The organism is Fervidicoccaceae archaeon, from assembly GCA_038878695.1.
GTDB lineage: Archaea > Thermoproteota > Thermoprotei_A > Sulfolobales > Fervidicoccaceae > JAVZVD01.
The window spans coordinates 428,307-448,718 of record JAVZVD010000001.1; the positions used below are offsets into that span (position 1 = coordinate 428,307).

The 20,412-nt window shown below is 57.9% G+C and carries 22 protein-coding genes and 2 tRNA genes; 14 read left to right on the forward strand and 10 right to left on the reverse strand.

The features are described from left to right. The first annotated feature begins 2 nt into the window (after window positions 1-2). The 9 genes from rpoA1 to rpsJ all read left to right on the forward strand — a co-directional run bounded on the left by rpoA1 (window position 3) and on the right by rpsJ (window position 8,160). Window positions 3-2,654, forward strand: coding sequence for a DNA-directed RNA polymerase subunit A' (gene rpoA1, locus QXU97_02415; GenBank protein MEM4035455.1), 2,652 nt, complete (start codon window positions 3-5; stop codon window positions 2,652-2,654). Further along, window positions 2,651-3,889: a DNA-directed RNA polymerase subunit A'' gene (gene rpoA2, locus QXU97_02420; protein MEM4035456.1), complete on the forward strand. Its 1,239-nt coding sequence runs from the start codon at window positions 2,651-2,653 to the stop codon at window positions 3,887-3,889. Before rpoA1 ends, rpoA2 begins: the two co-directional genes overlap by 4 nt. Continuing rightward, window positions 3,886-4,236: a 50S ribosomal protein L30e gene (locus QXU97_02425; GenBank protein MEM4035457.1), complete on the forward strand. Its 351-nt coding sequence runs from the start codon at window positions 3,886-3,888 to the stop codon at window positions 4,234-4,236. Before rpoA2 ends, QXU97_02425 begins: the two co-directional genes overlap by 4 nt. After that, window positions 4,237-4,668, forward strand: a complete 432-nt coding sequence (locus QXU97_02430) for a NusA-like transcription termination signal-binding factor (GenBank protein MEM4035458.1) — start codon at window positions 4,237-4,239, stop codon at window positions 4,666-4,668. It abuts the gene before it with no gap. A 69-nt stretch (window positions 4,669-4,737) separates the two neighbouring features. Further along, a complete protein-coding gene (locus tag QXU97_02435; GenBank protein MEM4035459.1) occupies window positions 4,738-5,181 on the forward strand; it encodes a 30S ribosomal protein S12 in 444 nt (147 codons plus the stop codon). A gap of 75 nt (window positions 5,182-5,256) precedes the next feature. After that, on the forward strand, window positions 5,257-5,730 hold the full coding sequence (locus QXU97_02440; GenBank protein MEM4035460.1) for a hypothetical protein: 474 nt from the start codon (window positions 5,257-5,259) through the stop codon (window positions 5,728-5,730). Between the two features lie 85 nt (window positions 5,731-5,815). Beyond that, window positions 5,816-6,403: a 30S ribosomal protein S7 gene (locus QXU97_02445; protein MEM4035461.1), complete on the forward strand. Its 588-nt coding sequence runs from the start codon at window positions 5,816-5,818 to the stop codon at window positions 6,401-6,403. An 88-nt stretch (window positions 6,404-6,491) separates the two neighbouring features. After that, the gene (gene tuf, locus QXU97_02450) at window positions 6,492-7,802 is read left to right on the forward strand and encodes a translation elongation factor EF-1 subunit alpha (GenBank protein MEM4035462.1); all 1,311 of its coding nucleotides are present in this window, start codon (window positions 6,492-6,494) and stop codon (window positions 7,800-7,802) included. Window positions 7,803-7,851: 49 nt separating this feature from the next. Next, window positions 7,852-8,160 carry a 30S ribosomal protein S10 gene (gene rpsJ, locus QXU97_02455; protein MEM4035463.1) on the forward strand — a complete coding sequence of 103 codons (309 nt, stop codon included), beginning with the start codon at window positions 7,852-7,854 and terminating at the stop codon, window positions 8,158-8,160. On the opposite strand, the gene QXU97_02460 is transcribed toward rpsJ, so the two are convergent. Beyond that, window positions 8,136-8,522, reverse strand: a complete 387-nt coding sequence (locus tag QXU97_02460; GenBank protein MEM4035464.1) for a hypothetical protein — start codon at window positions 8,520-8,522, stop codon at window positions 8,136-8,138. The two genes, rpsJ and QXU97_02460, sit on opposite strands and share 25 nt — an antisense overlap. 82 nt (window positions 8,523-8,604) lie before the next feature. Here QXU97_02460 and QXU97_02465 point away from each other — a divergent pair. From QXU97_02465 to QXU97_02475, 3 genes are all read left to right on the forward strand, one after another. Beyond that, window positions 8,605-8,677, forward strand: a tRNA-Phe gene (locus tag QXU97_02465). A 115-nt stretch (window positions 8,678-8,792) separates the two neighbouring features. Further along, complete coding sequence (locus QXU97_02470; GenBank protein MEM4035465.1) at window positions 8,793-9,488, forward strand: nucleotidyltransferase family protein; 696 nt, start codon at window positions 8,793-8,795, stop codon at window positions 9,486-9,488. A 41-nt stretch (window positions 9,489-9,529) separates the two neighbouring features. Continuing rightward, window positions 9,530-9,616, forward strand: a tRNA-Ser gene (locus QXU97_02475). Between the two features lie 32 nt (window positions 9,617-9,648). Here the strand turns inward: QXU97_02475 and QXU97_02480 are convergent. Further along, the gene (locus QXU97_02480; GenBank protein ID MEM4035466.1) at window positions 9,649-10,401 is read right to left on the reverse strand and encodes an SDR family NAD(P)-dependent oxidoreductase; all 753 of its coding nucleotides are present in this window, start codon (window positions 10,399-10,401) and stop codon (window positions 9,649-9,651) included. 74 nt (window positions 10,402-10,475) lie between these two features. Further along, window positions 10,476-11,726, reverse strand: a complete 1,251-nt coding sequence (locus QXU97_02485) for an FprA family A-type flavoprotein (GenBank protein ID MEM4035467.1) — start codon at window positions 11,724-11,726, stop codon at window positions 10,476-10,478. A 143-nt stretch (window positions 11,727-11,869) separates the two neighbouring features. On the opposite strand from QXU97_02485, the gene QXU97_02490 reads away from it, so the two are divergent. Next, window positions 11,870-12,526: an MBL fold metallo-hydrolase gene (locus QXU97_02490; GenBank protein ID MEM4035468.1), complete on the forward strand. Its 657-nt coding sequence runs from the start codon at window positions 11,870-11,872 to the stop codon at window positions 12,524-12,526. Here QXU97_02490 and QXU97_02495 read toward each other — a convergent pair. The 4 genes from QXU97_02495 to QXU97_02510 are packed head-to-tail and all read right to left on the reverse strand — an operon-like array spanning window position 12,523 to window position 16,445. Then, a complete protein-coding gene (locus QXU97_02495; protein MEM4035469.1) occupies window positions 12,523-13,026 on the reverse strand; it encodes a 3-isopropylmalate dehydratase in 504 nt (167 codons plus the stop codon). The genes QXU97_02490 and QXU97_02495 overlap by 4 nt on opposite strands. A 6-nt stretch (window positions 13,027-13,032) precedes the next feature. Continuing rightward, window positions 13,033-14,289: an aconitase/3-isopropylmalate dehydratase large subunit family protein gene (locus QXU97_02500; GenBank protein ID MEM4035470.1), complete on the reverse strand. Its 1,257-nt coding sequence runs from the start codon at window positions 14,287-14,289 to the stop codon at window positions 13,033-13,035. After that, window positions 14,276-15,268, reverse strand: a complete 993-nt coding sequence (locus QXU97_02505) for an isocitrate/isopropylmalate dehydrogenase family protein (protein MEM4035471.1) — start codon at window positions 15,266-15,268, stop codon at window positions 14,276-14,278. Before QXU97_02505 ends, QXU97_02500 begins: the two co-directional genes overlap by 14 nt. Next, on the reverse strand, window positions 15,240-16,445 hold the full coding sequence (locus QXU97_02510; GenBank protein MEM4035472.1) for a hypothetical protein: 1,206 nt from the start codon (window positions 16,443-16,445) through the stop codon (window positions 15,240-15,242). Before QXU97_02510 ends, QXU97_02505 begins: the two co-directional genes overlap by 29 nt. Window positions 16,446-16,556: 111 nt before the next feature. On the opposite strand from QXU97_02510, the gene QXU97_02515 reads away from it, so the two are divergent. After that, window positions 16,557-16,802, forward strand: a complete 246-nt coding sequence (locus tag QXU97_02515; GenBank protein MEM4035473.1) for a ferredoxin — start codon at window positions 16,557-16,559, stop codon at window positions 16,800-16,802. 152 nt (window positions 16,803-16,954) lie between these two features. Here QXU97_02515 and QXU97_02520 read toward each other — a convergent pair whose 3' ends face one another. The 3 genes from QXU97_02520 to QXU97_02530 form a co-directional block, all read right to left on the reverse strand. Next, the gene (locus QXU97_02520; protein MEM4035474.1) at window positions 16,955-17,683 is read right to left on the reverse strand and encodes an alanyl-tRNA editing protein; all 729 of its coding nucleotides are present in this window, start codon (window positions 17,681-17,683) and stop codon (window positions 16,955-16,957) included. Window positions 17,684-17,751: 68 nt separating this feature from the next. Then, window positions 17,752-18,756, reverse strand: a complete 1,005-nt coding sequence (ala, locus tag QXU97_02525) for an alanine dehydrogenase (GenBank protein MEM4035475.1) — start codon at window positions 18,754-18,756, stop codon at window positions 17,752-17,754. Window positions 18,757-18,994: 238 nt separating this feature from the next. Continuing rightward, the gene (locus tag QXU97_02530) at window positions 18,995-20,398 is read right to left on the reverse strand and encodes a TrpB-like pyridoxal phosphate-dependent enzyme (GenBank protein MEM4035476.1); all 1,404 of its coding nucleotides are present in this window, start codon (window positions 20,396-20,398) and stop codon (window positions 18,995-18,997) included. Window positions 20,399-20,412: the final 14 nt, after the last annotated feature.

The window sequence follows — 20,412 nt, forward strand, 5'->3', positions numbered from 1 at the left end:
CAATGAGCTCTCCCTCGAAGAAAGTGGTAAGCAGCATCAGGCTCGGCGTGCTCTCGCCGTCCGACATAAGGAAGATGAGCAGAGTTCAAGTGATCACGGCGGAGACCTACGATGAGGACGGCATGCCAATCCAAGGCGGCGTCATGGATCCGAGGCTTGGAGTCATAGAGCCGGGACAGAAGTGCCCCGTTTGCGGAAACGCGTTACAGACTTGCCCCGGCCACTTCGGTCACATAGAGCTGGCAAAGCCTGTCATCCACGTGGGCTTCGTGAAACACATATACGATTTACTACGCGCCACTTGCGCTAAGTGTGGGCGCTTGCTCTTGTCGCAGGATCTCGTCGAGAAGTATCTCGACCTCCTCGATAGGCTCGAGAAATACATACCGCGACTTGTCCCCAGATTACACGAGCAGGTCAAGAACAAAGCTTTCTCTGCTCCTTCTTGTCCTCACTGCGGAGCTCCCCACTTGAAGGTTAAGTTCGAGAAGCCCTCACACTTCTACGAGGAAAGCGAAAAGGGGCTGAGGAAGCTCGCCCCCGATGAGATTCGCGCCAGGCTCGCCAACATACCAGACAGCGATTTGAGGCTTCTCGGAATTAACGCGTCTGAGAGCAGGCCCGAGTGGTTCGTCCTCACTGTGTTGCCGGTCCCCCCCGCTCAGGTGAGGCCCAGCATATTGCTCGAGACCGGCATAAGATCTGAGGACGACTTAACGCACAAGCTCGTCGACATAATAAGAGCCAACTTGAGACTCAAGGAGAGCATAGAGGCGGCCGCGCCCCCTATTGTAATAGACGACCTCTGGGAGCTTCTCCAGTACCACGTGACCACGTACATAGACAACGAGGTGCCCGGCATACCACCGGCGCGCCACAGGTCCGGCAGGGCCCTCAAGACTTTGGCGCAGAGGCTACGCGGCAAAGAGGGGAGGTTCAGGGGGAACCTCTCGGGCAAGCGCGTCGACTTTTCCGCCAGGACGGTCATCTCGCCCGACCCCAACCTCAGCATAAACGAGGTCGGGGTCCCAGAGGAAATGGCGAAACTCCTCACGGTCCCAATGGTCGTGACCCCGTGGAACATCGACGAGGCTCGGAGGCTCGTTATGAATGGCCCGGAGCGCTGGCCGGGCGCCAACTACATCATAAGACCCGATGGGAAGAGAGTGGATCTAAGGTTCTTCAAGGACAGGAAGGCTCTCGCCAGTTCCTTAGCCCCAGGCTATGTGGTCGAGCGTCACTTGATGGACGGCGACGTGGTGCTATTCAATAGGCAACCTACCCTCCATAGAATGAGCATCATGGCACACATAGTCAAGGTGCTGCCGGGCAAGACCTTCAGACTTAACCTCCTCGTCTGTCCGCCCTACAACGCAGACTTCGACGGCGACGAGATGAACCTCCACGTGGTCCAGACCGAGGAAGCGAGAGCTGAGGCCAAAGAGCTCATGCTCGTGGAAAAGCACATACAGTCACCAAGATATGGAGGCCCGATCATTGGGGGGCTCCAGGATTACATCAGCGGAGCTTACCTTCTGACCGTGAAATCAACGGTGTTGACGAGGGAACAGGTTATGGACATCCTGTCGGTCACAGGCTACGATGGCGAACTGCCCGAGCCGGCTATCTTCTCACCGCGCGAGTTCTGGACGGGGAAGCAGCTGGTCAGCTTGTTCCTGCCTCCAGACTTCATATTCAGAGGCAGAGCGTCGGTGAGCGCGGGGAAGCTGAGATGCACTGACGAAGACTGCCTGAACGACTCCTTCGTGTTGATCAAAAAGGGGAAACTCCTCGTGGGGGTGCTCGATAAGAAGACGATAGGCGCTCAGCAGCCTGAGAACATAGTGCATTGGTTGGTTAAGGAATACGGGTCCGGGGCTGCTAGAGAGTTCCTCGACAGAGTCTTCAAGACGTTCATCTTCTTTGCCGAGAAAAGCGGCTTCACCATGACCTTCGAGGACGTTCAGGTGGAGCAACCCGTCAAGGCCCGCATTCGAGAGAAGCTAGAGGAGGCCGAGCGCGACGTGGAGAAGCTCTTAGAGGACTACGAGAGCGGAAGGCTAGAGCCCTTGCCGGGTAGAACGCTGAGTGAAACTCTGGAGCTCAAGATAATCGAGAGACTCAGCAAGGCGCGAGACGCGGCAGGGGAGATCGCCGCCGAGAACTTGGACATCTTTAACAACGCCCTCGTAATGGCCAGGACGGGAGCTAGGGGCAATATCCTCAACTTGACGCAGATGAGCGCGACGCTCGGTCAGCAGTCCGTCAGAGGCGAGAGAATAAGCAGAGGCTACCGGGGTAGAGTCCTGCCGCACTTCAAGGCGAACGACATCTCGCCGGCAGCCCGCGGCTTCGTTTACTCGAGCTTCACCGACGGGTTGAACCCGCTGGAGATGTTCTTCCACGCTGCTGGAGGACGTGAGGGTCTAGTTGACACGGCTGTAAGGACAAGCCAGAGCGGTTACATGCAGAGAAGGCTCATGTACGCTTTGATCGACATATACGTGACATACGACGGTAGCGCCAGGCTCTCCGATGGCACCATAGTGCAAATGGTCTATGGGGAAGACGGAGTGGACCCCTCTAAAAGCGATCATGGCAAGCCGGTTAATGTGGAGAGGATCATCGATAGAGTGATAGGTTGGAGGGAGTGAGTGAGAGACCCTTGACCGGGGAAATTTTGGGGCAAGCGGAGATCGAGCGCATAGTGCGCGAGAGAGCCTCGGGGAAGATCCCCGAAAAGCTCGTCGAGGAGACTGTGGCGAGGCTCAAGGGTAAAAAGGTCACGCGAGAGGAAGCTGAGAAAATAGTCGATCTAGTAATCGAAGCGTATGTGGCAAGTCTCGTCGAGCCGGGTGAGCCGGTAGGAGCTGTGGCGGCGCAATCCATCGGTGAGCCCGGGACTCAGATGACTCTGAGGACCTTCCACTACGCTGGCGTTAGGGAGTTCAACGTGACACTCGGGCTGCCGAGGCTCATCGAGATAGTCGACGCGAGGAGGACTCCGTCGACGCCAATGATGGAGGTGTACCTTGACGAAGCGCACAGACACGATCTACAGAAGGCCCTAGAGGTGGCGAGAAAGCTCGAGATGACGCTCTTAGAGAACGTGGCAAGCTACGTCGAGGTGGACCTAGCGCTCAACGCTATCAGGATCCGCCTAGATCCGGAGATGTTGAGAGACAAGGGACTAACGATGGAGTACGTGCTCGGGGTCGTGAAGAAGACCAAAGTGGGCGAGGTGCGCTTGGAGGACGACCACACGATACTTGTCGAGCTCGGCGAAGAGCTCGACTTGGCTCGATTGGCGAAGCGCAAAGAAAGGCTCCTCGGGCTCAAGCTCAAGGGGGTCCGAGGCATCAAGAGAGCCATAGTGCAGCTGAGGACCACGGAGTACGGGAACGAGTACGTCGTGGTAACCGACGGCTCGAATCTGGCTCAAGCGCTCAAGGTGAAGGGAGTAGACCCCACTAGGACCAGGACGAACAACATCTACGAGGTGGAGCAGGTCCTTGGCATCGAGGCAGCCAGGAACCTCATCATCGAAGAGATGATGAACGTGCTCCAGGAGCAGGGTCTCGAGGTAGACCCGAGACACGTCTACTTGGTCGCCGACATAATGACGCATACCGGGCGCGTCAGGCAGATAGGCAGACACGGCGTGTCCGGCGAGAAAGACAGCGTCCTAGCGTGCGCCGCCTTCGAGATGACCACGAAGTATCTTTTTGATGCGGCCGTTCGAGGTAGGCGCGACAGCCTGAGAGGCGTCACGGAAAACGTTATAGTGGGACAGACCATCCCCATGGGAACTGGTGCAGTCGACCTCTACATGATGCCCCTCAAGCTGAGGGAGGGAGGAGCCGAGGCCGAGGAGGCGAAGAGAGCGTGAGCCTGGGAGCGAGCTTAGAGAGAGAGCTGAAAACGGCCTACAATACTGGCAGAGTCGAGCTGGGCACGAAGGCCTCACTCAAGGCGCTTAAGCTCGGGAGAGCGAAGGTGGTTGTAGTGGCGGCTAACGCTAATCCCTCGACGAGATCGGACGCAGAGCGATACGCCGAGCTCTCGGGAACGCCTTTGCTCTTTTTCAACGGGACGAGCGTCGAGCTGGGAGGATTGCTCGGGAAACCCTTCCCGGTCCAGATGCTAGCAGTAGTTGACCCCGGAGAGTCTCAAATAGTAGAGCTCGCGCTCAGCGAGAGAGCCAAGGAGAAGACCAAAGAGGCGGTGAGGGCTTAATTGCCTAACATAAAGCTCACATCTAGAGAGCTGAAATACATAGCTCTATTTCAAGACTTAACCGGCGCCACCGTCAAGGACTGCATAATCGTCGAGGAGGACAACAGCGTAATATTCGTGGTCAAGCGCGGAGAGGCCGGCATCGCGATTGGTAAGGGAGGAATGAACGTCAAGGCTCTCAGAAAGATGCTAGGCAAAGACGTGAAAATAGTTGAGGACGGCGAGACAGCCGAAGAGCTCGTAAAGAACAGCCTGGCACCGGCTAGGGTCAAGAGCGTGAAGTTGATCGAGACCTCAGGCAAGAAAACGCTCTACGTTGTCGTCGAGCCGGAGGATAGAGGGCTAGCCATAGGGAAAGGAGGCAGGAACATAAACAAGGCGAGGCTTCTGTTGAAGAGGTACTTCGACGTAGAGGACGTGGTCATCATATGAGGGCGGCGGGGCCGCGGCATTCTTTATAATTCTTGATTTGCGAGAGCGCATTCGAGAGCGTGAGAGCTCGTGCCCGGCAAGAAGGCTCCCCTCGGACTCTACGCGGCCAGAAACCTCAGGAGAAAGAGGAAGAAATTCAGATGGAGTCAGATGGAGTTCAAGAGGAGAGCGCTTAGGCTCAAAGAGAAGGTCGACCCCCTCGAGGGAGCCCCCATGGCGAGGGGCATAGTGCTCGAGAAGGTCGGTATAGAGTCCAGACAGCCTAATTCCGCTGTCCGGAAGTGCGTTAGGGTGCAGCTGATCAAGAACGGGAAGGTCGTCACGGCCTTCGTGCCTTGGGACGGAGGGCTGAATCTGATAGATGAGCACGATGAGGTGATTGTGGAGGGAATAGGCGGGAGCAGAGGGAGATCCATGGGAGATCTGCCAGGCGTCAGATATAAAGTAGTAATGGTCAACGGGGTCTCCCTGAAGGCGCTACTGCTAGGCAAGAAGCAAAAGCCAGTTAGATGATAGCTTACCGGAGCTCGAGCGGACTTAAACAATTTAATATCGCCGCTCCACAAGAGCTTATCGGTAGGAAGCTGTTTGTCGCTTGGGGAGGGTCCTCGTAGGAGCTCCTCTTATCTTCGCGTCTTTGATCTCGAGGCTCTGATATTCCCCGGACTCCCGGCCACTCCAGCTATAGTTCTGCATCTCGAGGAGGGGCTCACTCTAACGCTCTATCACGTTCCTCTCGAAATAGTCGAGGCGATCAACACGTTCAGGGGGGTAGAGCACGTCTTCGGGAGGCTCACGGGTCCAAATAGGGAGAGCGTGTTCGATCTGCTGGCCGCGCACGAAGAGCTGAGGAGGGTCCTCACGAGCGAGCTCTCCCACGTAGTGATCGACGAACTGGACCGGGAGACCATGCTTTTCACGGCTAAGGCCGTGTTCTCCGATGGAACGACGACCATCGAGAGACGCATGATACCGAGCCACGCCGTTTTCCTGGCCTTCATAGCGGACAAGCCCGTTTATGTTTTGAAGAGACTGGCCGAGGAGCAAGCAGCGAGAACGTGAGTCGACCCGCAGCGAAGCGACTCTCCTCCAAAATATTAAGCCGGCTTATCGCCTCTACACCGAGATAAGCTAAGAGGGAGCGCGCTTGAGCGGGTCGCCTCTGAAGTCGGTCGACATCAAGCTGTTCGGGAAGTGGAGCTATGAGGGCGTAGAAGTCAGGGACCCGAGTCTCAAGAAATACATCTGCCTGAGGCCCGTTTATCTACCGCACACAGGAGGAAGGCACGAGAGCAGGAGATTCGGCAAGGGGCAGGTCCCAATAGTAGAGCGCCTTCTTAACAGGCTGATGAGGCACGGTAGAAATATGGGCAAGAAGCACTTAGCGTATAACATCGTGAAGAAGGCCTTCGAGCTGATCTATCTCTCAACGGGCGAGAACCCCATTCAGGTGCTGGTGCGAGCTGTTGAGAATTCCGCTCCCCGGGAGGAGACTACGACGATAATGTACGGTGGCATAAGATACCACGTCTCCGTCGACGTATCTCCGCTCCGCAGGATCGACCTAGCCCTGAGGCATCTGACAGACGGTGCCAGGAACTGTGCCTTCAACAACCCGAAGCCCATAGAGGAGTGCCTAGCCGAGGAGATAATTGCGGCCGCTAACAATGATCCCAAGAGCTACGCGGTGTCGAGGAAGGACGAGATAGAGAGGATAGCGCTGAGCTCCAGGTGAGAGAGCGGCGGGGACAACTTTTAAATGTCCGCTTCTCATTATCCCCCGCTGACTCGGTGAGATAGACCAGCGGTCGAGGTGTGCACGAATGAGCGAGAAGCCTCACTTGAATTTAGTAATCATAGGTCACGTGGATCACGGCAAGAGCACGTTGACCGGCCACATACTGTACAGGCTCGGTTACGTTGACCCCAAGAAGTGGGCCGAGATCGAGGAGGAGGCGAAGAAGAAGGGCAAGGAGTCCTTCAAGTTTGCCTGGATACTCGATAGGCTCAAGGAGGAGCGAGAGAGAGGACTCACTATAGACCTGGCCTTCATGAAGTTCGAGACGAAGAATCGCTACTTCACCATAATCGACGCGCCGGGCCACAGAGACTTCGTTAAGAACATGATAACTGGAGCTAGCCAGGCCGACGCGGCTCTCCTTGTGGTCTCGGCCAGGCGGGGTGAATTCGAGGCTGGCATGAGCCCCGAGGGCCAAACGAGGGAGCATATTATACTCGCCAAGACCATGGGAATAGACCAGGTTATTGTGGCCGTGAACAAGATGGATGTCACCGAGCCGCCGTGGAGCGAGGAGAGGTACAAGCAGATCGTCGACACGGTCTCCAAGTTCATGCGCGGGCTCGGCTACGACATATCCAAGGTCCCCTTCATACCGGTCTCCGGCTGGCTGGGCGACAACCTTATCGAGCGCAGCCTCAACATGCCGTGGTACAACGGTCCTACGCTCGTGGAGGCTCTGGACGCGCTTAAGGTGCCGCCCAAGCCCGTCGACAAGCCCCTTAGGATCCCCATTCAGGCTGTGCACTCCATCAGCGGCGTAGGCACCGTGCCCGTCGGCCGCGTCGAGAGCGGGGTCCTCAAGAAGGGAGATAGGGTGGTTTTCATGCCACCGGGCAAGGTCGGCGAAGTGAGAAGCATAGAGATGCACCACCAGCCCATCGAGAAGGCTGAGCCCGGAGACAACATAGGCTTCAACGTGAGAGGCGTGAGTAAGCAGGACCTGGCTAGAGGCGACGTGGCTGGTCACCTCGATAATCCACCGACCGTGGCCGAGGAGTTCACGGCTAGAATCTTCATAGTCTGGCACCCCTCCGCCGTGACCGTGGGTTATACTCCAGTGATACACGCTCACACCGCTAGCGTAGCCTGCAGAATTTCGGAGCTCGTGAGCAAGCTCGACCCGCGGACTGGCAAGGAGGTCGAGAAGAGCCCCCAATTCCTCAAGCAGGGTGACGCGGCGGTAGCGAAGTTCGTTCCGATAAAGCCTATGGTGATCGAGAGGTTCAGCGACTTCCCGGGCCTTGGTAGATTCGCTATAAGAGACATGGGCAAAACCGTGGGCATAGGTGTCACACTCGACGTCAAGCCACGCGAGATTCAGGTCAAAGCTTAATCGCACGCGATCGAGGCGAATGGCGCTCAGCTTTCGAGGGAGTAAAATCTTGCCGGCGATAGCGAGGATAAAGCTCTGGAGCACCGACGTGCGCTCGCTCGAGAGCGTCACCAGAGAGATCAAAGCAATCGCCGAGAAGGCCGGAGTCAAGGTCAGAGGCCCCGTCCCCCTGCCGATTAAGAGGATAGTGGTGCCGGTTTTCAGGCTCCCCCACGGGGAGGGCTCGAAGCATTGGGAGAAGTGGGAGATGAGAGTTCACAAGCGGCTAATCGACGTGGTCACGGACGAAAGGGTCATGAGACAGATAATGAGGATTAGAGTCCCAGAGAACGTCTACGTCGAAATAGAGCTGATTTGAGGGCTCACTCCGAGGGCGCGCAGCGCCTTTTCGAGCACTTCCTCCAGCTCTTTTCTCCCCAACTCGGCTCCGCAGGCGCACGCTCTCAACTCCCTGCTGCACGCTAATCCATCCAACGGAGCGAGCGGAGAGCTCGCCAGCAACAGCAGAGGATACTGACGAAGACCGATTCTCTTCCTCCCCCGCTCTAGCAAGCTTATCGGGTCATAGCGCGCCTTAGAGAAATCGAACTTGTCGAGAGGGGGCTCCAATGCATAAATGTACGGCGCGCATCTAAGCCCTTTAGCCTCTATGATTTCGCACGCCTCCGCGAGCTTTTCCAGCGCGACTCCCTGGGACCTCGCTACTAAGATTATCGACAAGGGACCCTCTCCTCGGCCCTCTCTGTTGCCGCAGTGGGGTCGGCGGTTACGGTTAAAAGGGCTCTCTAAGAAGAAGAGAAAGGCCGCCGTAGCTCAGCTGGGAGAGCGCCCGGCTGAAGACCGGGTCGTCGGGGGTTCAAGTCCCCCCGGCGGCGCTACGCTCGGTCGTTCTCTCGGCGAGACTCCGCGTAAGCCCTCGTGAGTCTCTCGTGGTCCTAATGGGAAAAATTTTGGCTCACGTTGCCGGAGACAAGATCGAGGTCGCGCGATTTGCTCGCCCTGATCTACGCCGGAGGCCTCGGCAAGAGGCTCAGGCCTCTCACCGACGCGATACCCAAGCCTATGATAAGGGTCGGTGGGAAGCCCATTTTGCAATGGCAGCTCGAGCACCTGAGGAGGCATGACGTGAGGAGGATCCTGCTGCTCGTAGGCTATAAGGCCGAGGCGATCGAGAAGTACTTCGGGGACGGCAGCGCTTTCGGCGTAGAGATCAAGTACTCGCGCGAGGAGGAGCCGCTGGGGACGGCGGGCTCTCTAGCAAAAGCTCTAGAGCTCGTGAATACGGAGAAGTTCCTCCTCTTGAATGGCGACATCATAACTAACATAGACGTGAGAAAGCTGCTCGAAGCGCTCGACAACGAGCCTAAGGCCGGAGCCTCGATAGCGGCCGTGGAGCTTCCCAGCCCCTTTGGAGTCCTGCAGATAGACGAGAGCGGACTCGTCAGAGGCTTCGTCGAGAAGCCCAGGCTAAAGGACGTCTGGATAAACGCCGGGCTATACGCCATGAGGAAGAGCGTAGTGGAGGGACTCTGCCCTCGGAGAGGCGACGTGGAGAGGACGCTTCTTCCCGCTCTGGCCGAGGAGGGAAGGCTTGTGGCTGTTAGGTATCCAGGAGCTCTTTGGAAAAGCATAGATAGCTTCAAGGATCTGGAAGAAGCCGAGGAATTGGTCTCACTCTTACGCTGAGCGGCACGATTTTATCCCGGTCGCGCGAGAACTGCCAACGAGCCGGGGTGCCCGAGCGGACCAAGGGGCCGGCCTGGAGAGCCGGTGGGTCTCCGCCCGCGCGGGTTCGAATCCCGCCCCCGGCGCCACAAATAAGACCGCATCTTATCGCGCTTGAACTCTAATGAGCGGAGTAACCTCCGTCCACGATGAACAGCTGACCCGTAATGAAGCCGGCTTTCTCAGAAGCGAGGAACGCCGCGACCTCCGCTACGTCTGCCGGCGCGCCGAGTCTGCCGAGAGGGATCTGCTTAAGTATGCTCAGTTTTAGCTCCTCATCGACTAATACGGTCCTCGTGCCGGGAGTCTCTATGGGACCCGGGGCGATCGCGTTCACCGTTATATTGTACGGGGCCACCTCGAGAGCCAATGCTTTGGTTAAGCCGACGATGGCGGCCTTACTCGCACAATAGTGCACCAGATTGGGGAAGCCGATAACGCTCCCGGCTATAGACGACACATTAATGATCCTACCGTATCTGTTGCTCATCATTGACGGAAGAACCGCCTTAGTGAAATAAAAGACGCCCTTCAGGTTGACGTTCATGACCTTGTCCCACTCCTCCTCGCTCATTTGAACGAAAGGTTTGAAGGGATAGATGCCAGCGTTGTTAACGAGTATGTCGATTTTCCCGAAGCGCTCTAGAACCTTGTTGACCGCTTCTTCGACCTCAGACCTCACGCTCACGTCACCCACGAAAGCGAGGGCTCTAGTTCCCGCCACGCTTTCTACCTCCTCTGCAACGTCGCGAACCCTCTCCGAGAGATCGTAGAGAGCTACGTTGGCTCCGTCGCTCGCGAGTCTCAGCGCTATCGCCTTTCCTATGCCCATGGCGCTACCAGTTACTATGGCTACTCTCCCGCGGAAGCTCACAAAGGCTCACCATTCAGCTGTAAATGATGTAAGTAGTTAAAATTTTTGGACGCATCAGAGGGCGGGAAAATAAGCTACGCTTCGCCGAGGCGACTTGAGTTGCTGGTCAGTTCCTTCTCAACTCCGCTCGAGACGGCGCGCACCAGCTTGTCGACAGCTTCAACAAGCCTCGAGCGGGTCTCAGGGGTCAGCGAGCCGCGGAACTCGACCACGTCCACCACTCTATATCCCGCCTTAGAGAGAGCCTCGGCTAGCAGCCGACCGGCGGCCCCTCTCCAGCCGTACGAGCTGATGACGAGGGCCGGTCTCTCGAAGCGGAGCTTGTGAGCAATGAGATCTACGAAGCAGCGCGCCAACGGGTGCACGTCGTTCTCGTAGGTCGCGGCCCCCACAGCAAGAGCCTCGGAGTCCGAGACATCAGAGATCAGTTCGCTCAAGTCGCCTCGGAGCTCATCGTTGAAGATGTGGAGAGAAACGCTTTTCCCCCTCTTCTCGAGCTCCTCGGCGACCGCCAGCGCGGCCTCTTCGAGCGCCCCATACATCGACGCGTACACGATGGTCACTTTCCCCGGCTCTGCCTCACCGCGGGCCCACCTCTCGTAGTAATCGATGATCCGCGAGGGCGATCTAAGCCACAAGAGACCGTGGCCCGGGAGCACCGAGCTCACTCGCGGATAAGCCCTCCTGATCTTCTCCGCTGCTCTCGCCAAGTGGTCCCTATAGTGGCCGACCACCGCGGCAACGTACTTCCTGACGAAGGGCAAATATTCTTCGACCACTTCGTCAGACACGTCGGTCAGAGTTCTCGGAATGGAAAAGCCCCCAAACAAGTCGCACGTTATCAAGGCGTCGAACCCTCCCACATAGGTCACCATAGCGTCGGGCCAGTGGACCCACGGCGCGCGGTGGAATCTCAGCTCCACGCCCCCCAACTCAATGGACTCCTCCTCCGAGACGACCGAGACCCTCTCCCTAACACCATAGAACGCGTCGAGCAGATCCAGCGCGACCTCGGTCCCCAGCACTGTCGCGTTCTCGGCTCGGCTGATTATCTCCGGCAAGCTGCCCGAGTGGTCCGGCTCGGCGTGATTGACTACGACAAACTTCAGCTCGCTAAAGTCGACGAGCTCTCTCAGGGCTTCCAAGAACTCGGGTAGGAGCCTCCTGCTGCAACCGTCAAAGAGCATCGAGCCCTCCCGAGTCCTCAGCAGGTAAGAATTGTACGTTATGCCTTCTGGGATCTCCCAGAGAGCATCGAAGTATCTCTTCTCGTGATCCTCACACCTCAACACGTAGAGGTCGCGCGCTATTTTGCCTACCGTCACGCTCCCAATATATGTTCACCTTATATGTTCGCTTCTCGAAAGATGCTCCGTCCGTCGTTTATTATATTCTTTGGTGGTTGTCTACGGGCGCGTTTCGCGAGACTTAAAGCGCGCAGGCTCGAGAGAGAAAGAGGTGGTGCTCGATGGTCCGAGTCAAGTGGCACGGCCACGCTTGCTTCGAGCTGAGGACCTCGAGCGGAACCGTCGTGGTGTTTGATCCGCACGATGGCAAGAGCATAGGCCTGAAGGCTCCCAATGTCAAAGCGGACATCGTGATCGTTAGCCACAATCACTTCGACCACAATGCCGCGGAGCTCGTAGCCAGACCCGGGGCCCTCGTGATCAAGGAGCGCGCAGCGGAGATACGACGCGGAGAAATCTCGGTGAAAGGCTTCCCGACCTATCACGACGAGAGCATGGGGACCAAGAGGGGTCGCAACGTGGTGTACAAGGTGAGAGCGGACGACGTGGACTTCGTACACTTAGGGGATTTGGGTCACGTCCCGTCCCCAGAGCTCGTCGAGGAGCTCAGAGGGGTGGGGGTGCTCTTCGTACCCGTCGGAGGCACGTTCACGATCGGGCCAAGAGAAGCCGTTCGCGTGATAGAGCTACTCGAGCCCAAAATTGCCGTGCCGATGCACTATAAAGTAACAGGCCTTAATCTGCCGCTCAGCGGGCTCGAGGAGTTCGCCGCGCTGAGCAAGTGGCCCTTCGCTAGGCTCGGAAGCTCGGAGCTTGAGGTGAACTCGAACAATCTCCCCGAGAAGACTACGGTGATAGCGCTGAGGCCGCCAACCTAGGCCCGCTTCGCCATTCTCTGCGCCATTCTCCTGAGCTCCTCCTTTATTCCCCCCGCCTCGAGAATCCTAAGTAGCTGCTGCGGGAGAGGCTTCGCCCTGAACTCTTTAGGGCCAATAAATATCGTGCCCGTCGAGAGGTCCACCGAGACCTCGGCCCCCGTCTCCGCCTCCTCGATTAATGCCTCGAGGGCCGGGAGCCCGTTATTGAGAGCATTCCTGAAGAATATTCTGTGGAAGCTCCTGGCGATCACGGCCCCTACGCCGGCCGCTTTGAGAGCCAGGACCGCTTGCTCTCTACTGCTTCCGTAGCCGAAGCCTCTCCCCGCGATTATAATGACAGGCTTATGTAGCGAGAGCAACGCGCTCCTTATCATTGGCGCATCCTCGAAGACGTGCTCGGCTAGCCAGCTCGGGTCGGCTCTATGAAGATGCCTGGCCGGTATTATCGTATCCGTGTCTATGTTGTCGCCCACGACTAGGGCCCAGCCTCTAACCCTCAACGCGGCTCACCTCAGAAGCCTCCTGGGATCCACGAGCCTACCTTCGACGGCGGAGGCGGCCGCCGTAAGCGGGGACGCCAAGTAGACGCGAGCGCTCGGGGGACCCATTCGCCCCGGGAAGTTCCTATTGGCAGTAGAAATTACAACTTCTCCCTCGCTCGCTACTCCCATGTGCGCTCCGAAGCAGGGACCGCAGCCGGGCACGCCAATCACGGCTCCAGCTCCCAAAAATATGTCGAGGAGCCCCTCCTTGCTCAAGAGGGAGAGAGTTCTGGCGGAGGCGGGGATCACCAAGAGTCTGGCTCTCACTCTCCTGCCCTTGAGTAAGCGGGCGGCTGCCGCTAAATCCTCGAAACGTCCGTTGGTGCAGCTACCGATGAAGACGTAGTCCACCTCTATCCCCTCGAGCTCCTCGACCGGCTTGACGTTGGTCGGGGAGGGAGGAGCGGCCACCATGGGGGCGAGCTCTCCAAGTTCGACGGATATATCGCGAGAACCTCCCTCGAACCTCAGTTCGGCCGACCACTCTTCATGGACCCCGAGCTCTCGCAGATATCTCATCAGCTCCTCATCGAGCGGGAACATGGCCGTCTTCGCGCCGGCCTCCACCATCATGTTTGAGACGGTGAGTCTATCGTGCATTTTCATCTCTCTCAGAGAATCTCCGAAGAACTCGATCGACCTGTAGAGCGCCCCCTCCGGTCCGAGGAGCCCGAGCAGGTAGAGCGCTAAGTCTTTGCCACACACTGCCGGCCCGAAGGATCCCCGCAGCTCAACGAAGAGAGGCTCGGGAGCTCTGAACCACAGCTCTCCGGTCACAGCTGCGTAGGCGGCCTCGGAGCTCCCCACGCCCGTCGCGAAGGAGGCCAGAGCGCCATATGTGATCGTGTGGCTGTCAGCTCCCACGACGAGCTCGCCGGGCCTCACCTCCCCCTCAGCCAAAAGTTGGTGGGCCACGCCTGCCCCCACGTCGTATAGGCGAGCGCCCCAGATCCTCGAAAGCGAGCGCAGTCTTCTGTGGTTTTTGGCTGCATCCCAGTTGTGAGCTGGAGCGTAGTGGTCGAACACGACGTAGACCCTGGGCCCCCTATCGCGTCGAGCCTCGAGTGCGCCCGTCTCCTCCAATACGTCAAGCGCGAGGGGCCCAGTTACGTCGTTGAGCAGGACCGCGTCCACTCGGGCGACCACCAAGTCGCCGGGCTCCACCCTACGATCGCCGCTATGGGACGAGAGGATCGAGAGGGCTAAGCTACGCAAAAGCACTCACCGCAGCGGCGACCTTCTCAGCGAACTCGGCCGTGCTAGCCGAGCCCCCTAAGTCGGGTGTCGAGATCCCTAATGATAGGACTCTCTCGACGGCTGCCCACACGGCCCTCGACGCGCTGGCGAAGCCCAACCACTCGAGCATCATCGCGGTCGATAAGATCATCGCGGTAGGATTAGCTACCCCTCGCCCCGCTATATCCCATGCGGCTCCGTGGACAGGCTCAAAGAGGGCTCTCGTGTCTCCGATGTTCGCCGAGGGAGCCAGTCCTATGCCGCCGGCGATCTGAGCAGCTAAGTCGCTCAAGATGTCACCGTATTGGTTCGGCGTTAACATGACGTCGAACTTGGAGGGGCTCCTCACTAGCTCCATGGCTGCCGTATCGACGTAGATCTCATCTACCTCGACCCCTTCTCCCTCGAGCACCCTCTTAGCGGTATCGCGGAAAAGCCCATCAGTCGCTCTCAGGACGTTCGCTTTGTGGACCACAGTGACGCGTCCGCGCCGCCTCTTGGCAAACTTCGCCGCCACTCTAGCCACGCGCGCTGTTCCGCCGGCGGTTATGACTTTGAGCGCTATCGCCACGTCCCCTATTCTGTACTCGGCTCCAACGTACACGTCTTCGACGTTCTCTCTGACTATCACCAAATCTATGGGCTTCAGTGCTCTGACTCCCGGCATACTCTTCGCGGGTCTAATGTTAGCGTAGAGGTCGAGGATTTGCCTAAGCCTCACGACCGCCTCGAAAGCGCTCTCGCCGACAGGGCCCTTGAGTATGGCCTCAGCTTCCCGACAGAGCCTGAGCGTCTCTTGGGGCAGAGCCTCTCCTCTCGCTCTCAGAGCTGCATCGCCGGCCAGGGCCTCGACCACGTTTAGGTCGAAGCCGAAATGACTCTTGGCCGCCTCCAACACTCTGAGGGCGGCACGAGTTATTTCCGGTCCTACCCCGTCACCCGGTATTACTACGACCAGAGGCATTCAACGCGACCCCCCGGGCGAAGTACTCTTCGACCCAGCGCGATATCTGCTCCTCGGGCACCTTCTTCATTCTAGGCGCCACCTCTTTGATTCTTTCGAGCACGAAGGCGACGAGAGAAGGCTCGGGCTTTATCCCCATTTGCTCGAGCGCCCAGCTCACAGAATGGCGCCCGCTGTGTCTCCCCAGCACTATTCTGCGCTTGTTCCCCACGTCCTCGGGTCTTATTGGCTCATAGGTGAGCGGATTGCTGAGGACGCCGTGTACGTGTATTCCGGACTCGTGAGCGAACGCGTTGATACCAACGATCGGCTTGTGAGGCTGTAGCGAGACCCCGAACTTCTCGGCCACGAACCTCGAGACCTCTGTGAGTCTCTCGAGCTTGACCCTAGTCTTTCTTCCCATCAGGAAGTGCAATGCGGCCACCACCTCTTCGAGCGGAGCGTTGCCGGACCTCTCGCCGAACCCATTGACAGTCACTTGAACTCCGTCAGCGCCCTCCTCGATCGCAGCGAGAGAATTCGCCGTGGCCATTCCAAAGTCGTTGTGGCAGTGGACGTCGATTTTAACCCCGGGAGGCAGAGCCGACGCTATCCTCCTCACGAGTTTCATGAAGGTCCACGGAGTCGCCACTCCCACCGTGTCGGGGATGTTAATATAGCGGGCTCCTGCGCTCACCGCGGCTCTGTAGACCTTCACAAGGAAGTCCTTATCGCTCCTAGTGGCGTCTTCGGCCGAAAACAGCGCCTCGGCCCCGAGTTCTCTAACGAGATCGATCGAGGAAATAACGCTCTCGATTACCTGTTCTCTGCTTATGTTGAGCTTATACCTCAAGTGGATGTCGCTCGTTGCTATGAAGACGTGGATTATCTGAGCCTCGGAGGCGGCGGCTTCCTCTATGTCGCGCTTAGAGCATCTGGCCAGGGCCGCTACACGGGCCGACCCGACCTCCCTGACCGCGAGCTTTATCGTCTCGAAGTCTATTCTCGAAGAGGCGGGGAAACCGGCTTCTATGACGTCGACGCCGACTTCGTCGAGAAGCTTCACGATATCGATCTTGTCTTCTAACGATAACTCAACTCCGGGCATCTGATCTCCGTCGCGGAGGGTCGTATCGAAGACCCTCACGAGCTCTCCAACAATCAGGATCCTCCTCGCTAACGGTCGCTCAGTGCGCACTAGCGCGCGAGGTTATTTAAGCTCTCCGCCGCGTCGCTCGCGTTAGAAATCTTAACAAGCCCATAATAGATATTAACGCTTCGATACGGATCTCTGTACTCGGATGAGAGCATGAGCGAGAAGTATAGAGTAATCGTCGAGAGAGAGCGTTGCATCTCGTGCGGAGTCGCCCCGGCCGTATGTCCTCAGGTTTTCGAGCTCGGCCGAGACACCGGCAAGAATAAAGTCGTGGATACCTTCAGCGTCGATACGACGGAAACGATCTCTGTAGGCGAGATAAGCGCCGAGCTTTACGATTGCGCGAAGCGTGCGGCGGAGCTTTGCCCGGTCGGAGCGATAACTATCGAGAGGGCGTAAATCTACTCGGCTGTTTTCCCGGGAAGGCCTCGAGAGTCGGCGCTTAGTCAAACGGGCGCTCCGGTTTGACCTTTAATTGGTCAACGAATTCCCCTAGGAGCTCTGTTACTCGATTTCCTCGATCTCTACGCGATGATGAGCGGCGTTTGCGTTTACACTTTAACTACGTCGGCGAGCTCCTTCAAAGTGTAGTACACCCTCTTTCTCCTCCTCCCGCGGCTCTCTGTCTTGAGGAGAACGATCTCGCCCACCTCGCAAGTGTTGCGAACGTGGGGCCCTCCATCGGCTTGTACGTCTATTCCCGGTATCTCGACCAGCCTGAGCTTATCGACGTTGGGAGGCAGCCTCTCGGCCAGCTTGACGATCCCGGGCATGGCGAGAGCTTCCTCTCTGCTCACCCATTTCACGAGCACGTCGACGCATTTAGCCGCCACCTCGTTGACTTCTTCGATGGCGTCCTTCACGGCAGCCCTCCAGTCCTCGAGCTCCAAGTCGAAGTCGTCTCTCGAGTAATCCGGCGAAACATGTCCCCCGGTCACGAGGGCTCCGTACCTTCCGTGGAGAATCGAAATGAAGATGTGCGCCGCCGTGTGGAGCCTCATCATCTTGTATCTTCTGTCCCAGTCTATGAGACCTCGCACCTTCTGCCCCGGCTCGAAGAGCTCCGGTCTGTCGACCACGTGGAGCACGTCTTCGCCTCTTGCTATTGCTTCGAACACCTTGGCCGCGCCCCTCTCCGAGCGTAACTCGCCGACGTCGCAGTCTAAGCCTCCGTGTGGTCTCGGGTGGAATACCGTCTCATCGAGCACTACCGCGTTGCCCTCTAGGGAGAGGACCTTCGCCTCGAACTCTCTCAGATAGCTGTCCTCTTGGAAGAGCAGACGCGTGGGCGAGACAAATCCCCCTCGGCGACCTCTTCAGCTCGAAAGGCTTTGTGTATTGCGATCTCTCAAACGACGAGCCTAAGAGCTCTGCCGAGACCCCTGCTTCTCGCTCTATCGTAAACTAGCTTGGCAGTCACGGCGTCCTGCACGGCCAGGCCCGTCGAGGCGAAGACCGTTATCTCGTCCTCGCTCTCGCGACCGCGCTTTAAACCGGCAACTACCTCACCGAGCTCCCCGTAGATGTGCTCACGACGCAGGATCCCCTCGGAGAACGGCACGTTTATCTCGCCGCTGTGGATGGCCTGCTCTACATCGTCGACTACTATCTTAGCGCGGAGGAGAATCCTCGGGTCTAGCTCCTGCTTGCCGGGCGCATCGGCTCCTACGCAGTTGAAGTGCGTGCCCTTTCTAACCCACTCGTCGCTCACGATGGGCTTTCTCGAAGGAGTGGCGGTGACCACGAGGTCGGCCTCTTCCACCGCCGCTCTCGGGGAATCACAAATCACGACGCGCGCTCCTTCAGCTATGGTCGACGCGAACGAAGAGAACTTCTCTGCGGCTTCCTTTGAGACGTCGTAGACTCTCACCTCACGCAGCTCTCTCAGCACGAGCCTCAGAGCCTCGAGCTGGGTCCTCGCCTGCGTCCCCGCTCCAATGAACGCGAGGACCTCCGAGTCCGGCCTGGCGAGGTATTTAGCGGCTACGCCGCCAGCCGCCCCGGTCCTCACGGCTGTGAGCCAACTGCCCCCCATGATGCAGAGCGGAAAGCCCGTGGCCGGCTCAACGAGCACCACTACTGCCATAACGGTCGGCAGACCGAGCCTTCTGTTGTTCACGTGTACATTGACGATCTTAACCGCCGACACCTCCAGCTCCTCTAGGTACGATGGCATAACTCTTAGGTCGCCGTCATATTTGCGATAAAACAGGTAGACCTTGGGCGGCATCTGCGCGCGCCCCAGAGCCTTCTCCCTGAAGGCCGTCTCCACGGGTTCCATTGCGTCCTCTACGCTAACGAGAGATCTGACTTCTTCGTCGGAGATGATCAACGTCTCGAATCTCTTCTCCAAGGCCGGTTCACCTGACTTCGCGTACATCTGTGCATAATAACTAGCACACATGTAGAGCTTATATGAGGCGTCATGCGGAAAATGAGCTCAAAACATTTTGTTAGGTTTAAATCTTCTAGCTATCATGTTATAACATGAATATGCTTTACAATTTGAAAGTCAAAATTAAAACTATAAATTATCTAGGTGAAAAATTTATCTAACTATTTAGATAAAAAAGACGTTAGATTAGAATAGACTAACCCGGCAATTTTGGGAGGTAGCTCAGGTCTATCTCACTCGGCTCGAAGTCCGCGAGCCTCCCTGAGGCGAAGTCGTTATACCCGCTCAGGTCCAAGAGGCCGTGGCCGCTCAGGTTAAAGAGCACGGAGACGCTCTCTCTATCGTGCTTCGCTCTTAGCGCAATATCTATGACGGCCTTCACGGCATGAGCGCTCTCGGGCGCGGGAACTATGCCCTCGCATCTAGCGAAGGTCACGGCTGCCTCAAAAACCTCGGTCTGATGATAAGCGACAGGCTTAACGTAGCCCTCCTCCACGAGCACGGAGAGCGTGGGCGCCACGCCGTGATACCTCAGCCCACCGGCGTGAAGGGGAGGCACCCTGTATTTGTGACCGAGGGTGTGCATCTTAATGAGCGGAGTGAGACCGGCCGAGTCGCCGTGATCGTAGGCGTAGACGCCGCGGGTCATGCTCGGGCAGGCCTTAGGCTCCACGGCCACGAAGCGCGTGTCGCTCTTGCCCGAGAGCCTCTCGCGCATGAACGGGTAGGCCAAGCCGGCGAAGTTAGAGCCGCCTCCCACGCAGCCGACCACGTAATCGGGGTACTCGCCTAACTCCGTCATCTGAGCCGCGGCTTCCAGCCCAATGACTGTTTGATGTAGGAGAACGTGATTGAGCACCGAGCCTAGCGAATATCTCGCTCTCTCGTCGCTCAGTACGTCTTCGATGGCCTCAGCTATGGCGATCCCCAGCGAGCCGGGGTGATTTGGGTCGCTGGCTAGTAGGCTCCGACCGAAGCTGGTCTTCTCGCTTGGACTCGGTAAGACCTCGGCGCCGTAGACTTCCATCAACACGCGCCTATACGGCTTCTGCTCGTAGCTGCTCCTCACCATGTAGACTCTCACTTTCACCCCGAAGAGGGCCCCGGCTAAGCTTAGGGCGGAGCCCCACTGACCTGCCCCCGTCTCGGTGACGAGTCTCTCCACGCCCTCGGCCGCGTTGTAGAACGCCTGGGGCACGGCTGTGTTTATCTTGTGGCTGCCGGTCGGCAGCACGCCCTCGTACTTGTAGAAGATCTTGGCCGGGGTGTCCAGGAATTTCTCGAGCCTGGTCGCCCTGAGGAGAGGAGTGGGTCTGCCGAGCTCTAGCAGGCACTGGCGCACCTCGCTCGGGATAGCGATGCTTCTACTATCGCTGAACTCCTGGGAGACCAGCTCCTTAGCGAAGAGTCTCTCAAGCTCTCTCGGTCGCACGATATCGCCGTTAGGCTTCAAAAGTGGGGGTAGAGGCCTCGGGAGGTCGGGAACTATGTTGTACCAGGCGTCGGGGAGAAGGTCCTCTCTCTGCGATGCTCTGAGAAGCGGGCGCCCGAGCCAGCCTAGCCCCATCGGCGCACGAGATGCACCTCGCCCGGAGCTCAAGCGGTCATCCTCCG

What these genes read in the sequence shown, in the direction of transcription:
- rpoA1 (MEM4035455.1), top strand. Translation starts at nt 3, where the DNA reads ATGAGCTCTCCCTCGAAGAAAGTGGTAAGCAGCATCAGGCTCGGCGTG.
- tuf (MEM4035462.1), top strand. Translation starts at nt 6,492, where the DNA reads ATGAGCGAGAAGCCTCACTTGAATTTAGTAATCATAGGTCACGTGGAT.
- QXU97_02490 (MEM4035468.1), top strand. Translation starts at nt 11,870, where the DNA reads ATGGTCCGAGTCAAGTGGCACGGCCACGCTTGCTTCGAGCTGAGGACC.
- QXU97_02505 (MEM4035471.1), bottom strand. Translation starts at nt 15,268, where the DNA reads ATGCCTCTGGTCGTAGTAATACCGGGTGACGGGGTAGGACCGGAAATA.
- QXU97_02515 (MEM4035473.1), top strand. Translation starts at nt 16,557, where the DNA reads ATGAGCGAGAAGTATAGAGTAATCGTCGAGAGAGAGCGTTGCATCTCG.